This window comes from Saccharothrix sp. DSM 118769 (assembly GCF_052936295.1).
Genome location: NZ_CP193627.1, coordinates 8,374,429 through 8,388,092 on the forward strand (window position 1 = coordinate 8,374,429; position 13,664 = coordinate 8,388,092).

12 protein-coding genes are annotated in these 13,664 nt (G+C 73.7%); 2 read left to right on the forward strand and 10 right to left on the reverse strand.

Annotation, left to right across the window (positions count from 1 at the left end; all coding sequences use genetic code 11):
* Positions 1-3: 3 nt before the first annotated feature.
* The 10 genes from ACRAKJ_RS35465 to allB form a co-directional block, all read right to left on the reverse strand.
* Entirely contained in the window at positions 4-705 is a 702-nt protein-coding gene (locus ACRAKJ_RS35465) for a CPBP family glutamic-type intramembrane protease (RefSeq protein WP_438924103.1), read from the reverse strand.
* Between the two features lie 129 nt (positions 706-834).
* The gene (locus ACRAKJ_RS35470) at positions 835-1,911 is read right to left on the reverse strand and encodes an amidohydrolase family protein (RefSeq protein WP_438924102.1); all 1,077 of its coding nucleotides are present in this window, start codon (positions 1,909-1,911) and stop codon (positions 835-837) included.
* Positions 1,908-3,458, reverse strand: coding sequence for a signal recognition particle protein (gene ffh / locus ACRAKJ_RS35475; RefSeq protein ID WP_438924101.1), 1,551 nt, complete (start codon positions 3,456-3,458; stop codon positions 1,908-1,910). Before ffh ends, ACRAKJ_RS35470 begins: the two co-directional genes overlap by 4 nt.
* Before the next feature lie 56 nt (positions 3,459-3,514).
* On the reverse strand, positions 3,515-4,060 hold the full coding sequence (locus ACRAKJ_RS35480; protein WP_438924100.1) for an AAA family ATPase: 546 nt from the start codon (positions 4,058-4,060) through the stop codon (positions 3,515-3,517).
* Positions 4,061-4,334: 274 nt separating this feature from the next.
* Positions 4,335-6,704, reverse strand: coding sequence for a [protein-PII] uridylyltransferase (locus ACRAKJ_RS35485; protein ID WP_438924099.1), 2,370 nt, complete (start codon positions 6,702-6,704; stop codon positions 4,335-4,337).
* A gap of 19 nt (positions 6,705-6,723) precedes the next feature.
* Positions 6,724-7,062, reverse strand: coding sequence for a P-II family nitrogen regulator (locus ACRAKJ_RS35490; RefSeq protein ID WP_344035194.1), 339 nt, complete (start codon positions 7,060-7,062; stop codon positions 6,724-6,726).
* Complete coding sequence (locus ACRAKJ_RS35495) at positions 7,059-8,402, reverse strand: ammonium transporter (RefSeq protein WP_438924098.1); 1,344 nt, start codon at positions 8,400-8,402, stop codon at positions 7,059-7,061. Before ACRAKJ_RS35495 ends, ACRAKJ_RS35490 begins: the two co-directional genes overlap by 4 nt.
* 347 nt (positions 8,403-8,749) lie before the next feature.
* A complete protein-coding gene (locus ACRAKJ_RS35500; protein ID WP_447008804.1) occupies positions 8,750-10,315 on the reverse strand; it encodes an alpha/beta fold hydrolase in 1,566 nt (521 codons plus the stop codon).
* Positions 10,316-10,438: 123 nt separating this feature from the next.
* Positions 10,439-11,467 carry an allantoicase gene (gene alc / locus ACRAKJ_RS35505; RefSeq protein WP_438924096.1) on the reverse strand — a complete coding sequence of 343 codons (1,029 nt, stop codon included), beginning with the start codon at positions 11,465-11,467 and terminating at the stop codon, positions 10,439-10,441.
* Positions 11,464-12,759, reverse strand: a complete 1,296-nt coding sequence (gene allB / locus ACRAKJ_RS35510; RefSeq protein WP_438924095.1) for an allantoinase AllB — start codon at positions 12,757-12,759, stop codon at positions 11,464-11,466. Before allB ends, alc begins: the two co-directional genes overlap by 4 nt.
* A gap of 115 nt (positions 12,760-12,874) precedes the next feature.
* On the opposite strand from allB, the gene uraD reads away from it, so the two are divergent.
* Entirely contained in the window at positions 12,875-13,378 is a 504-nt protein-coding gene (gene uraD, locus ACRAKJ_RS35515) for a 2-oxo-4-hydroxy-4-carboxy-5-ureidoimidazoline decarboxylase (RefSeq protein ID WP_438924094.1), read from the forward strand.
* Positions 13,375-13,662, forward strand: a complete 288-nt coding sequence (locus tag ACRAKJ_RS35520; protein WP_438924093.1) for a hydroxyisourate hydrolase — start codon at positions 13,375-13,377, stop codon at positions 13,660-13,662. Before uraD ends, ACRAKJ_RS35520 begins: the two co-directional genes overlap by 4 nt.
* Positions 13,663-13,664: the final 2 nt, after the last annotated feature.

A 13,664-nucleotide genomic window follows, 5' to 3' on the forward strand; every position in this document is an offset into this window, starting at 1 on the left:
TAATCAACCGGTGTACAGGTACACGGCGGGCAACAGGTTGTTCGTCGCGTGGGCCACCACGCTCGACGCCACGCGACCGGTGGTCATGCGGGCCGCGCCGATCGCCAGCCCCTGCGCGAAGAGGCTGATCATGCGCCAGCTCTCCTCGTGCAGGAAGGCGAACACCAGGGCGGTGAGGGCGAGGACGGCCAGTCGAGGGACGCGGTGGTGCGCCAGTGCCTGCCACAGTGCTCCCCTGGTCAGGAGTTCCTCGGTGATCGGTGCGCCGAGGAAGACGAACAGCGCCGCCGCGGCCAGCCACACCGTGCGGCCGCCGGCCAGCGCCTCGATCTGCTCCACGCCCGTCGCCTGGTCCGGGGTCAGCCGGAGCAGGATCGCGCCGAGCAGCCACGCCGCCAGCAGCGCCGCGCCGCCCGCGGCCAGGCCGACCTTGAGGTCGCGGACCGTGGGCAGCAGGCCGAAGTCCCGGTTCGGTCCGGCGCCGCGCCGCCAGGAGACGACGGCGGGACCGAGGCCGAGCAGGACGTTCGGCAGGAACACCAGCAGCAGGAGCGGGCCGAGCACCGGCGGGTCGGAGATGTCGACCTCGGCGAAGCGATCGGCCGTCGCCGCGGTGAACACCAGGGTGGCCAGGTAGTAGCCCGCCAGCCCCGTGAAGAACGCCAGGAAGCACCAGTGTGCCCGCCCGGTGTCCTGTTCCTCCACTCGTCCGAACGTAGTGGTGCCGGGGCGGGGCACGCCGCCCGAGGGCGGTCAAGATCACCCTGACGGCGGCAGCGGGCCTTCGGGCGGTGCGGTTCGGTGCGCTTCGGCGCGGGCGGTGCCGGTGCGGGGTCAGGCGTGCACGCGACCGCGGAGCATGACCAGCGCAGGGTGGCGCAGGGCCTCCAGGTCGACGCGCGGGTCGGTCCGGTAGACGACGACGTCGGCCGCCGCGCCCTCGGTCAGCGACGGGAAGCCGAGCCACTCGCGGGCCGCCCACGACGCCGCGCCGAGCGCGCGCTCCGCCGTCATGCCCACCCGGCGCAGGGCCTGGACCTCGTCGACGATCCGGCCGTGCTCGATGCCGCCGCCCGCGTCGGTGCCCGCGTACACCGGCACGCCCGCCTCGACCGCCTTGGCGACGGTCTCGCCGCTGCGCGCGTACAGGTCGAGCATGTGCCGTTGGTAGACCGGGTACTTGTCGGCGCCCGCGGCGATCGACGGGAAGTTCTCGGTGTTGATCAGCGTCGGCACCAGCGCGGTGCCGGTGCGCGCCATCTGCTCGATCGTGTCGTCGGTGAGGCCGGTGCCGTGCTCGACGCAGTCGATGCCCGCGGCGAGCAGGTCGGGCAGCGCCTCCTCGCCGAACACGTGGGCGGTGACCCGCGCCCTGCCCTCGTGGGCGACCTTGATCGCCTCGGTGAGCGCGTCCCGGGTCCACAGCGGCTTGAGGTCGCCGCTCGCGCGGTCGATCCAGTCGCCGACGAGCTTGACCCAGCCGTCGCCCTGCTCGACCTGCTCGGCGACGGCGGCCGGCAGGTCGGCCGGGTCCTCGACCTCCACGCCCAGGTACTTGATGTACCGCTTGGGCCGGGCGAGGTGGCGGCCCGCGCGGATGATCCGGGGCAGGTCGAGGCGCTCCTGCAACGGCCGGGTGTCCAGCGGCGAGCCGCAGTCGCGGACGAGCAGGGTGCCCGCCCGGCGGTCGGCGAGCGCCTGCTCGGCGGCCTCGGGCAGGTCGACGGCGCCCTTCGGGCCCAGGCCCACGTGGCAGTGCGCGTCCACCAGGCCGGGCACGAGGTAGCCGCCGTCGACCACGGTGGTGGCGCCCGGCACGGGCCGCGTGCGGATGCGGCCGTTGACCACCCACAGGTCGCGCGGGTCGCCGCCCTCCGGGAGGACGACGCCGCGCAGGTGCAGACCGGTCACTTGCCGAACTTCAGCTTCGACGGGTCGAAGCCGGGCGGGAGCTGGTCGAGCCCGCCCAGGCCGGGGGGCAGTTCGGGCGCGCCGCCGGGCATCCCGGGCGGCATGCCACCGGGCATCATGCCCGGCATCATCCCGGGGAAGCCGCCGCGCACCTTCGGGGGCGTCGGGCCGCGGCCCTTGCCCTTCTTCCCCTTCTTGCCCTTGCCCTTGCGGTTGTTCTTGCCGCCGCCCGCGCCGGGCAGGCCGAACCGGCCCGCCATCTGCGACATCATCTTGCGCGCCTCGAAGAACCGGTTGACCAGGTCGTTCACGTCGCTGACCCGGACGCCGGAGCCGTTGGCGATGCGCAGCCGGCGCGAGGCGTTGATGATCTTCGGGTCGTCGCGCTCGGCGGGTGTCATGCCGCGGATGATCGCCTGCACGCGGTCGAGGTGCTTCTCGTCGAGGTTGGCGAGCTGGTCCTTCATCTGGCCCGCGCCGGGCAGCATGCCCAGCAGGTTCGCGATGGGCCCCATCTTGCGCAGGGCCAGCATCTGCTCCAGGAAGTCCTCCAGGGTGAGCTGGCCGGAGCCCATCTTCACCGCGGCGGCCTCGGCCTGCTCGGCGTCGAACGCCTGCTCGGCCTGCTCGATCAGGGTGAGCATGTCGCCCATGCCCAGGATGCGGCTCGCCATCCGGTCCGGGTGGAAGACGTCGAAGTCCTCCAGCTTCTCGCCGTTCGAGGCGAACAGGATCGGCTGGCCGGTGACCTCGCGGACGCTGAGCGCGGCGCCACCGCGGGCGTCGCCGTCGAGCTTGGTGAGCACCACGCCGGTGAAGCCGACGCCGTCGCGGAACGCGGTCGCCGTGTTCACGGCGTCCTGGCCGATCATGGCGTCGACGACGAACAGCACCTCGTCCGGCTGGACGGCGGTCCTGATGTCGGCCGCCTGCCGCATCATCTCCTCGTCCACGCCGAGGCGGCCCGCGGTGTCGACCACGACCACGTCGTGCTGCGACCGCTTCGCCTCCTCGATGCCGCGGCGGGCGACGTCGACCGGGTCGCCCACGCCGTTGCCCGGCTCGGGCGCGAAGACCTTCACGCCGGCGCGCTCGCCGACGACCTGGAGCTGGGTCACCGCGTTCGGGCGCTGGAGGTCGCAGGCGATCAGCAGCGGGGTGTGGCCCTGGACCTTGAGCCACCGGGCCAGCTTGCCCGCCAGGGTCGTCTTGCCCGCGCCCTGGAGGCCGGCGAGCATGATCACGCTCGGCGGGTTCTTGGCCAGGTTCAGCCGGCGGGTCTCGCCGCCGAGGATGCCCACCAGCTCCTCGTCGACGATCTTGACGACCTGCTGGGCCGGGTTCAGCGCCTGGCTGACCTCGGAGCCCTTGGCGCGCTCCTTGACCTTGGCGATGAAGGTGCGCACGACGGGCAGCGCGACGTCGGCCTCCAGCAGCGCGACCCTGATCTCGCGCGCGGTGGCGTCGATGTCCGCCTCGGACAGCCGTCCCTTGCCCCTCAGGTTCTGGAGAACCCCGGTGAGCCGGTCGGAAAGGGTGTTGAACACGGTGCCGCCAGACCTCGCACGTCGATTTCCGCCACTGGTTCCCCCAGGGTAGCCGCTCAGCCCGGGGTGACCGCCAGCCGCAGGCGGTCGTGGCGGGTCAGCACGGTCACGCCCTGCCAGCCGCGCGGCGGGCGGCCGTCGGCGAACCTGGTCCGCAGCCGGGTCGCGCGGCGCACGTGCCGCCCGAAGGACCGCGAGCGGATCAGCCTGCCCCGCTGGACCTGACCGGACAGCGCCTCCTCCGGCGTGGCGTCGAGCCACACGAAGTGCCGGGGCCGGTTGGTCAGCACGCCGACCGCCGCGAGGCCGGCCCTGGTGGTGGGCCGGGTCGACGGTTCGTGCACCAGCAGCAGGCTGGTGGTCGCGGTGAGCGCGAACCAGAGGATGCGACCGCGGTGCACCAGGTGCACCAGGGGTCGGTAGAAGCGGTAGGGGACCGCTCGGGGCAACGCGGCCGTGAGGGCGCTCCGGACCTGGTCGGAGTCCAGCACGACGGTCGGCGCCCCGCCGGTGTCGGCGGCGGCGAGCAGCGTCGTCTTGCCCGCTCCCGGCAGTCCGGCCAGCACCACGAGCGAGCGCGGCCCCACAGCGACAGCGGTCATCACGTCCATACTAAAGAGACGTTTCGGACGCGGGTGAGTTCCGGCGGTGGCCGAAGGCGGCCCAACCCCTCGATGGGCCGCCCCCGGCCACCCGGTGGCGACGTCCCCGCCCCACCCCCCTGCGATCGGGCGGGGTCCCCCTGCCATGCGTGGAAGCTTGCCCGTCGGACGGGCCCGGGGGCAGCGTGAGCACCCGTGATCGGTTGTGCGTAGAGCTACGCAACCCGACCCCGCGAAGTCACCCGGTCCCGCGAAGTCACCCGGTCCCGCGAAGTCACCCGGCCGCGAGCAGCACGGCCCGCTCGACCTCGCGCCGGCCCACGGCGTCGAGCCCACCGGGCACGGTGAGCGCGAACGAGTCGACGACCGTGGAGCCCAGCGTGGCCACCCTCGCCCAGGCGATGTCCACACCGGACCGCTCCAGGGCGTCGGCGACGCGGTGCAGCAGCCCGATCCGGTCCGCGGCGCGCAGTTCCAGCACCACCGCGCCGGTCGACTCGTCGTCGAACCACAGCACCCTGGGCGGCGGCGGGTCCTGGGGCGGGCCGCCGTAGTCGCGCTCCTTGGCGGCCAGCTTGTCGGCCAGCGGCAGCGAGCCGTCCAGGGTCCTGGCGAGCTGCTCGCGCAGCAGCGCCACGTCCGGCAGCGAGCCGAACCGCGGCGACACGGTGAACACGTCGACCGCGGCGGCCCCGGTGGCGGGGTCGCCGTGCGAGCGCAACGTGGCCGCGTGCACCTCCAGGGAGTTCAGCGCGAGCACGCCCGCGGCCCTGGACAGCAGCCCGGGGCGGTCCGGCGCCACCACCGTGACGACGGCGCCCTGGCCGCCCGGGGCGACCAGCACGTCCGGCTTGCCGCTGGCCAGCACGGCGTCGGCGAGGTCCCGCTGGCGTTGGTCGAGCGGTTCCGGCTTGGGCAGCGGGTCGCCCGCCATCGCCGTGCGGCACCGCGCGACCAGGTCGCTGATCAGCGAGGACTTCCACTCCGACCACACGCCGGGCCCGGTGGCCACGGCGTCGGCCTCGGCCAGCGCGTAGAGCAGTTCGAGCAGCACCGGGTCGCCGCCCAGGGTGTCCACGACCCGGCGCACGGTCGCCTCGTCCTCCACGTCGCGGCGGGTGGCCGTGTGCGGCAGGAGGAGGTGGTGGCGCACGAGCGCGGTGAGCGTGGCGACGTCCTGCGGCCACAGGCCGAGGCGTTCGGCGATCTGCGTGGTGAGGGCGGCGCCCACCTCCGAGTGGTCGGCCTGCCTGCCCTTGCCGATGTCGTGCACCAGCGCGCCGAGCAGCAGCAGGTCGGGCCGGGAGACCCTGGTGACCAGGCGCGCGGCGTGCGCGGTGGCCTGCACGAGGTGCCGGTCGACGGTCCAGGTGTGGGCGGCGTCGCGCGGCGGCAGGTCGCGGACCGCGCCCCACTCGGGGAACAGCCTGCCCCACAGCCCGGTCCGGTCCAGCGCCTCGACCACGTCGATCAGGCCCGTGCCGCTGCCCAGCAGGGCCAGCAGCTCGTCGCGGGCCTCGCGGGGCCACGGCTGGCGCAGCTCGGGCGCGGAGTCGGCGAGCTTGGCGAGCGTGCCCGCGGCGATCGGGTGCTTGCTGCGCGCGGCGGCCGTGGCGACCCGCAGCAGCAGCGCCGGGTCGCGGCTGGGCGTGGCGTCGCGCGCGAGGGCCACCTCGGTGCCGTGCAGCACGACGCCCTCGTCCAGCGGGCGGCGGGCGGGCGCGCGGCGCAGCGTGGAGCGGGCGAACACGCCCAGGCCCCTCTTCGGCACGGCGGCGCGCGCGGTGCGCATGGCCACGTCCACCGCGTACACGATCGTCCGCGCGGCCGACGACATCGACCTGGCCAGCGCGAACCGGTCCTGGAGGCCGAGCGCGGCGGCGACCTCGTCGCCGTCCTGGGCGCGCAGCACGTCACGCGGGCGGCCGGCCACGCGGCGCAGTTCGGTGCGCACGTCCAGCAGCAGCTTGCGGGCCTCGTCGACCTCCGCCGAGGGCCGGTCGACCAGTTGGGCCGCGGACAGCGCGTCCAGCAGCGTCACGTCCCGCAGCCCGCCCCGGCCGTGCTTGAGGTCGGGTTCCACGCGGTGCGCGATCTCGCCGCTGCGCGCCCACCGGCGCGACGCGGACTCGGCCATCTCGTCCAGCCGGGTGCGCACCCCCGTGCGCCACGCCTGGCGCGAGCTGTCCACCAGCCGCCGGCTGACCTCCTGGTCGCCCGCGAGGTGGCGGATGTCGAGCAGGCCCAGCGCCGTGCGCAGGTCGCCGGCGGCGACGCGGAGCGCCTCGCCGACCGTGCGCACCGAGTGGTCCAGGCCGATGCCCGAGTTCCACAGCGGGTACCAGAGCTTCTCGGCGATCCCCTCCACGCCCTTGTGCCCGTTGTGCACGAGGACCAGGTCGAGGTCCGAGTAGGGCACCAGCTCGCGCCTGCCCAGGCCCCCCACGGCGACCAGCGCGACACCGCCCCCCGGTCCGCCGACGCCCGCCTGCGAGGCGTGGGCGGTCAGCCAGAACTCGTGCAGGTCGACCAGCGCCTCGCGCAGCGACTCCCCCGTCAGACGGCGCCGACCTGGCGCGAGCAGCCGATCGCGTGCTCGCACCAGGTCGTCAGCCGTGACGACGGCCGTCTCGTCGTTGTCCATCCGGCCGTCTCCCATTGTCTTAAAGGGCGTCCGAGCCGCGCTCCCCGGTCCGGACCCGGATGACCGTGTCGACCGGCGTCACCCAGACCTTCCCGTCACCGATCTTGCCGGTGCGCGCGGCCTCGACCACGGCGTCGAGGACCTTGTCCACGGCCGCGTCGTCGATCAGCACCTCGATGCGCAGCTTGGGCACGAAGTCGACGGCGTACTCGGCGCCGCGGTAGACCTCGGTGTGGCCCTTCTGCCGGCCGTAGCCCTGGACCTCGCTGACGGTCATGCCGAGCACCCCGAGCTGTTCCAGGGATGCCTTCACGTCGTCGAGGGTGAACGGCTTGATGATCGCGGTGACCAGCTTCATGACTTGTTGCTCCCCTCAAGGACCGCGGTGGCGCCCGCGGCGACGCTGGGCTTGGAGGGACCGCGGGTGCCCAGGCCCGAGCCGAACTCGTACGCGGTCTCCGCGTGCTCGGCCTCGTCGATGCCGCCGACCTCGGCCTCCTCGTCGGCGCGGAAGCCGACGGTGATCTTGACCAGGTAGCCGAGGAGCAGGCTGAGGACGAAGGAGTAGGCGAGCACGGCGAGCGCGCCCACCGCCTGGCGCCACAGCTGGTCCACGCCGCCACCGTAGAAGAGGCCGTCGATGCCCGCCGGGGCGGACGAGCTGGCGAAGAAGCCGATCAGGATGGTGCCGGACAGACCGCCGACCAGGTGCACGCCGACCACGTCGAGCGAGTCGTCGAAGCCGAAGCGGTACTTGAGGCTGACGGCCAGGGCGCACAGGGCGCCGGTGATCGCGCCGATGGCGATGGCGCCGACCGGGGTGACCGAGGAGCAGGCGGGGGTGATGGCGACGAGGCCCGCGACGATGCCGGAGGCGGCGCCGAGGGTGGTGGCGTTGCCGTCGCGGACGCGCTCCACGGCGAGCCAGGCGAGCATGGCGGCGGCGGTGGCGACCAGGGTGTTGACGAAGGTGACGCCCGCGGTGGTGTTCGCGCCGAGCGCGGAGCCCGCGTTGAAGCCGAACCAGCCGAACCACAGCAGGCCGGCGCCCAGGACGACCAGCGGCAGGCTGTGCGGCTTCATCCGGTCCTTCGGCCAACCGACGCGCTTGCCGAGGACGATGGCCAGCGCGAGGCCCGCGGCGCCGGCGTTGATGTGGACCGCGGTGCCGCCGGCGAAGTCGATCGCGAGGAGCTTGTTGGCGATCCAGCCGCCGGGGTCGATGACGTTGCCGTCCGCGTCCTTGCCGTCGAAGTCGAACACCCAGTGCGCGACCGGGAAGTACACGACGATCGACCACAGGCCGGCGAAGAGCAGCCACGGGCCGAAGCGGGCGCGGTCGGCGATCGCACCGGAGATCAGGGCCACCGTGATGATGGCGAACATCGCCTGGAACGCGACGAACACGGTCGTCGGGATGGTCCCGAACAGCGATTCCTTGGTCAGCAGGCCGTCGAGGCCGAAGAACTCGAACGGCTTGCCCAGCAGGCCGCCACCGACGTCGGTGCCGAACGCGGTGGAGTAGCCGACCAACACCCAGAGCACACCGACCACGCCGATGGCACCCAGGCTCATCATCATCATGTTGAGCACACTCTTGGACCGGACCATGCCCCCGTAGAAGAAGGCAAGTCCCGGCGTCATCAACAGCACCAGTGCGGCACTGGTGAGCACCCAGGCGGTGTCCCCTGTATCCACGTCGACCTCCACTGCACGTCGGTTGCCGAGGAGCATCGGTATGTCCTGTTTCACGCGGCCGCGCCCCAGGTTTCGCGCCGGTGAACTGTCCCGGTCCCGGTGTTACGGGCAGGTTTCGCGCTCTTGAAGGGGGTTGTTCCTCCTGCGGGGAGTCCACCCGACCGGGGAACCGCCGGTGACGTTACGTGTGAGCAATCCTCGCCCCGCGGGTGACGGGCGGGTCACGACGGCGCGCCCGGCGACGGTGGGTCACCGACGGCTCCGGGGGGCGGGGGTCCAGCGTGCCAGACACGGCGGAGGCCGCCCCCGCGCGGTGGCGGGAGCGGCCTCGTGGTGAGCCGGCGGTGCTACCGGAGCCAGCCGGGCACGCCCGGCGCCGGGCCGGTCGGCAGCGGCGTCGCGCCGAGCGACGCCGCGGTCTGCCCGGGCGGCTCCACGGCGGCGCAGCGCGCGCCGGGCCGCGGGGTCTTCAGGCTGATCAGGTACCGGTCCGCGGCGTCCCGCGTGCAGGCGCTGCGGTCGTACACGCCGTGGCCCCAGCCCTCGTAGGTGAGCAGCACGGTCTTGTCGCGGCTCTGCCGGTTGGCGTTGACGGCCCACTCGTACGCGGTGGCCGGGTCGTGCAGGGCGTTGCTCATCAGGATCTTCGGCGAGTCCTCGATGCGCAGCCGGTGCTGGGGGTTGGCGACCTTCCCCGGCAGGCCGACGCAGGCGGCGATCGCCGAGTGGCCCAGCGAGCCCCCGCGCATGTGCGGCGCGAGCCGGTCGGCGTGGGCCACCAGGGCGGAGAACTCGCGGTAGTCCTTCACCCGCATGGCCCAGTCCTGGCAGAACACCGCGGGGAACGGGTTCTCCACGGTCTCCTGCGCCGCGGCGGGCCGGACGGCCCTGAGCGACACGCCCGGGGTCGGCTCGCCGGCGGCGAGCCGGACGAGGAACTCGGCGAGGGGCGCCCAGTCGGGGCCGTAGAAGGCGCTGAAGGCCACCCGGATGACGTCCCGCGCGGAGACGACGTAGGTCGGGTCGTCCGGGTCGGTGACCTCGCCGCGGTCGGCGCGGGCGAGCAGGCCGTCCCAGAACGCCGGCACGTCCCGGCCGTGCAGGGCGCACGACTCGGTGCGCCCGCACCACTTCACGAACTCGGTGAACGAGTCCTCGGCGGTGACGGCCTCGGTCTCGTTGAAGCGCCACGTGCCGAGGCTGTGGTCCATGTTCGAGTCGATGACCATGGAGCGGGTGTTGCGGCCGAACTCCTCGGCGTACTGCTGGCCGATGAGCGTGCCGTAGGAGATCCCGTAGTAGTTGATCTTCCGTTCGCCGAGGGACTTCCGCAGGGCGTCGACGTCCTTCACGACGGACAGCGTGTCGGCGTGGTCGTAGATCGGACCGCTGCGGGCACGGCAGTCGGCGGCCAGCTCGCGGTTGTGGGCGGCGAGGGCGTCGAAGCCGGCCTGGTCGGTCGGGTAGGGCGACGGCGCGTTCACCGCCAGGTCGAACGAGCACTTCACCGGTTGGCTGCGGGCCACGCCGCGCGGGTCGAAGCCGATGATGTCGAAGCGCTGCCGCACCTCGGGGCTGAAGTAGTCGTCCGCGCCCAGCGCGAAGTCGACGCCCGAGCCACCGGGACCGCCGGGGTTGATGACCAGGACGCCGAGGCGCCGGTCCGGGTCGAGCGCCTTGCGGCGGGCCACGGCGAGGTCGAACCTCTCGCCGCGCGGCTTCGCCCAGTCGATCGGCAGGCTGAGCGTGCCGCACTCGACCTCGGCGATCTCGGGGCAGGGCGCCCACTCGATGGCCGCGACGCCCTGCGCGTCGACGGGTCGTCGTTCCTCGGCCGACGCGAACGCGGCCGTCCCCAGGACGAGCGCGACGACGGTCCCGAGACCGCCGAACGCGCGAATGATCGGTCGCACAGGTTCCTCCCTAGGTCCTGTCACCCAATCGGGTTACGGCAGGCTTTCAGGGGTGTGGTGCGGCCCACAACCAACTCAGGTCGTACAGGTCGTCAGCCCTTGGGGGGACAACTTCGACGACCCTCAGCTCAGTTCGTGGTACCTCCGGGTGATCGCGCTGAGGCCGTCCGCCGTCAGGCGGCCGAACAGGCGGAGGCGTGCCATGCCGCCGTCCGGGTAGATGTCGAGCCGCGCGTGCGTCGCCTCCGGGACCGCGTCGAGCGGGAAGCGGTGGCGGGTGTCGGGTTGCAGGCGCGTGCGGGGCAGGAGCGGGAACTCCGCGCCGGTGCGCACGTCCCGCCCGGTGACCGACGCCCAGCCGGGCGCGTTGCCCTTGAAGTGCGTGGTGTCCAGCTCGGCCAGCCGCACCACGCCGGGCGCGGCCAGCCGCACCTCCACCCAGTCGTTGCCGTCGTCGCGGCGGCGCGCCGTCTCCCAGCCCTCGCCCATCACGGTGGCCTGGCCGGGTGCGATGAGGTTGCCGGGCGAGCCGTAGAACATGTCGCTGCACCCGGTCACCGCGGCCCCGTTCTCCAGCGCCGCCAGGTCCACCGCCTCGGGCAGCAGCAGCGCCGGGTCGGCCACGGGCTCGCCGAGGACCCGCAGCCTGGCCACGCCGCCGTCGGGGTGGATGGTCAGCCGCACGTGGGTGTACCGGCGCCCGGCGGCGACCTCGAAGAAGTTCTTCCGGTCGCCGCCCAGCGGCGACCGGGGCACCAGGACGTCCCAGTCGGTCAGCTCCGCCGGGTCCGGGTGGCCGACCGCCGAGGTGGCCTCGACCGAGGCGAACGGCGGGTAGTTGCCCTTGAAGAACGCCGTGTCGACCACCACCGCCTTGACCACGCCCGGCAGGCCGAGGCGGACGATCGCCGAGTCCTGCCCGGGTTCGCGCCGGCGACGGGTCTCCCAGCCGTCGTAGACCTGCCCCTTGTGGCCGAAGGTGTAGGTCCGGAACACCGGCTCGGCCCGCTTGATCAGGTTCTCCCGCTCGGCGAACAGCTCGTCGTTCGCCCACACCACGCTGCCGCCGAACTCGCGGCAGGCCAGGTCGGGCAGGTGGCTCAGGTCGGGCAGGGCGGCGTCGGGCAGGGTGGGGTCGGGTGCCTCGGTCATGCGTCTCCTCGGGTGAGCAACCGCCCGCGCGGCCGGTCGTCGATCGGCTGCCCGCGCAGCCACGTCCGCCGCACCACGCCGGCCAGCGGTCGGCCGTGGTAGGGCGTCACGGGGTTGCGGTGGTGCAGCGCGTCGCGGTCCACCACGAACGCGTCGTCCGGCGCGAACACGGCGAAGTCCGCGTCCGCGCCGGGCGCGATGCGCCCCTTGGTGGTCAGGCCGACCAGGTCGGCCGGGTTGGTGGCCATCCAGCGCACCACGGCGTGCAGGGTGTGGCCGCGCCGCCGGGCCTGGGTCCACACGGCGGGCAGGCCCAGCTGGAGGCTCGCGATGCCGCCCCACGCGGTGGCGAAGTCGCCCTCCTTGAGGTCCGGCGTGCACGGCGAGTGGTCGGTCACCACGAGGTCGACCACGCCCTCGCCGAGCGCCCGCCACAGCTCCTCGCGGTTGGCGGCGTCGCGGATCGGCGGGCAGCACTTGAACTCGGTGGCCGCGTCGCCGATCTCCTCGGCGACGAACGCCAGGTAGTGCGGGCAGGTCTCGGCGGTGACGGCGAGCCCGCGCGCCCTGGCGTCGCGGACGTGCGCCGCGCCGCGCCCGCTGGACAGGTGCAGCACGTGCAGCCGCGCCCCGGTCTCCCCGGCCAGCCGCACCACGGTGGCGATGGCGTTCGCCTCGGCCGCGTGCGGGCGGGAGTCGAGGAACGCCCGGTAGCCGGGGCCCGGCTCGGTGATGTCGTGCGGGTCCTCGGCGTGCACGATCGTGAGCGCGCCGCGCGGGCGCAGGACGTCCAGGGCGCGCCGCAGCCCGTCCTCCTCGACGTGCGGGAACTCGTCCACCCCGGAGTGCACGAGGAAGCACTTGAAGCCGAACACGCCCGCGTCGTGCAGCGGTCCGAGGTCGTCGAGGTTGTCCGGCACGATGCCGCCCCAGAACCCGACGTCGACGTGCGACCGGTCCCGCGCGACCTCCCGCTTGGCCTCCAGCGCGGCCACCGAGGTCGTCGGCGGCAGGCTGTTGAGCGGCATGTCGACGATGGTCGTCACACCGCCCGCCGCCGCGGCCCGGGTCGCCGTGGCGAAGCCCTCCCACTCGCCGCGGCCCGGCTCGTTCACGTGGACGTGCGTGTCGACCAGACCGGGCAGCAGCACCTCGTCGTCCGCCAGCTCGACGACCTCCGCCCCGTCCAGGCGGTCGGCCACGGCCACGATCCGGCCGTCCTCCACGCCCACGTCGGCCCGGCGCTCGCCGTCCGGGGTGATCACGCGGGCAGCGCGCAGCACCAGGTCCATGCCGATCACCTTCGCACCCGGCGGGGCCGCGGGTCGAGCCGTTGACATGCCCGGGAGGCGCTCGTACCGTCCCCCATTCCGGAAGTGACGTTCCGCCGTGCGGAAAGGAGCCGCAGTGCCCGAACGCGCCGGGTTCGACCTCACCGGTTTCAACACCGCGCCCGCGGACGTGCTGCGCCCCCTGCTCACCGAGTGCCTCGCGGTGCCGCGCTGGGTCGGCGCCGTGCTGGCCGGCCGGCCCTACGCCGACGTGGACGCCCTGCTCGACGCCTCCTCCCGCGCGGCCGACCTGTCGGACGACGAGGTGCGCGGCGCGCTCGCCGGGCACCCCCGGATCGGCGAACGGGCCCGGCACGGCGGGGTGTCGGCGCGGTGGTCGGCCGAGGAGCAGGCCGGTGCCGCCGCGTCGCCGGCCGACCGGCTCGCCGAGGCCAACGCCGCGTACGAGGACCGGTTCGGCCACATCTACCTGGTGTGCGCGACGGGGTTGTCCGGTGAGGAGGTCCTGGCCGACATCGCCGCGCGGACGACCGCCGAACCGGACGCCGAACTGCGCGTGGTGGCGCGGGAACTCGGGAAGATCGCCGCACTGCGGCTGCGGAAGGTGGTGGTGGCGTGAGCACGCTCTCCACGCACGTGCTCGACGCGGAGGCCGGTCGGCCGCGCGTCGGCGTGCCGGTCCGGTTGGAGCGCGACGGCGCGGTGCTCGCCGCCGGCCGCACGGACGACGACGGCCGGCTCCGGTTCGACGAGGAGCTGGACCCCGGCGTGCACCGGCTGGTGTTCGAGGTCGACACCCCGTTCTACCCGGAGATCACGATCACCTTCCGGGTCACCGAGGGGCACCTGCACGTGCCGATCCTGCTGAGCCCGTTCGCGTTCACGACGTACCGAGGGAGCTGACC

What these genes read in the sequence shown, in the direction of transcription:
- ACRAKJ_RS35480 (WP_438924100.1), bottom strand. Translation starts at nt 4,060, where the DNA reads ATGACCGCTGTCGCTGTGGGGCCGCGCTCGCTCGTGGTGCTGGCCGGA.
- ACRAKJ_RS35485 (WP_438924099.1), bottom strand. Translation starts at nt 6,704, where the DNA reads ATGGACAACGACGAGACGGCCGTCGTCACGGCTGACGACCTGGTGCGA.
- ACRAKJ_RS35490 (WP_344035194.1), bottom strand. Translation starts at nt 7,062, where the DNA reads ATGAAGCTGGTCACCGCGATCATCAAGCCGTTCACCCTCGACGACGTG.
- alc (WP_438924096.1), bottom strand. Translation starts at nt 11,467, where the DNA reads ATGACCGAGGCACCCGACCCCACCCTGCCCGACGCCGCCCTGCCCGAC.
- allB (WP_438924095.1), bottom strand. Translation starts at nt 12,759, where the DNA reads ATGGACCTGGTGCTGCGCGCTGCCCGCGTGATCACCCCGGACGGCGAG.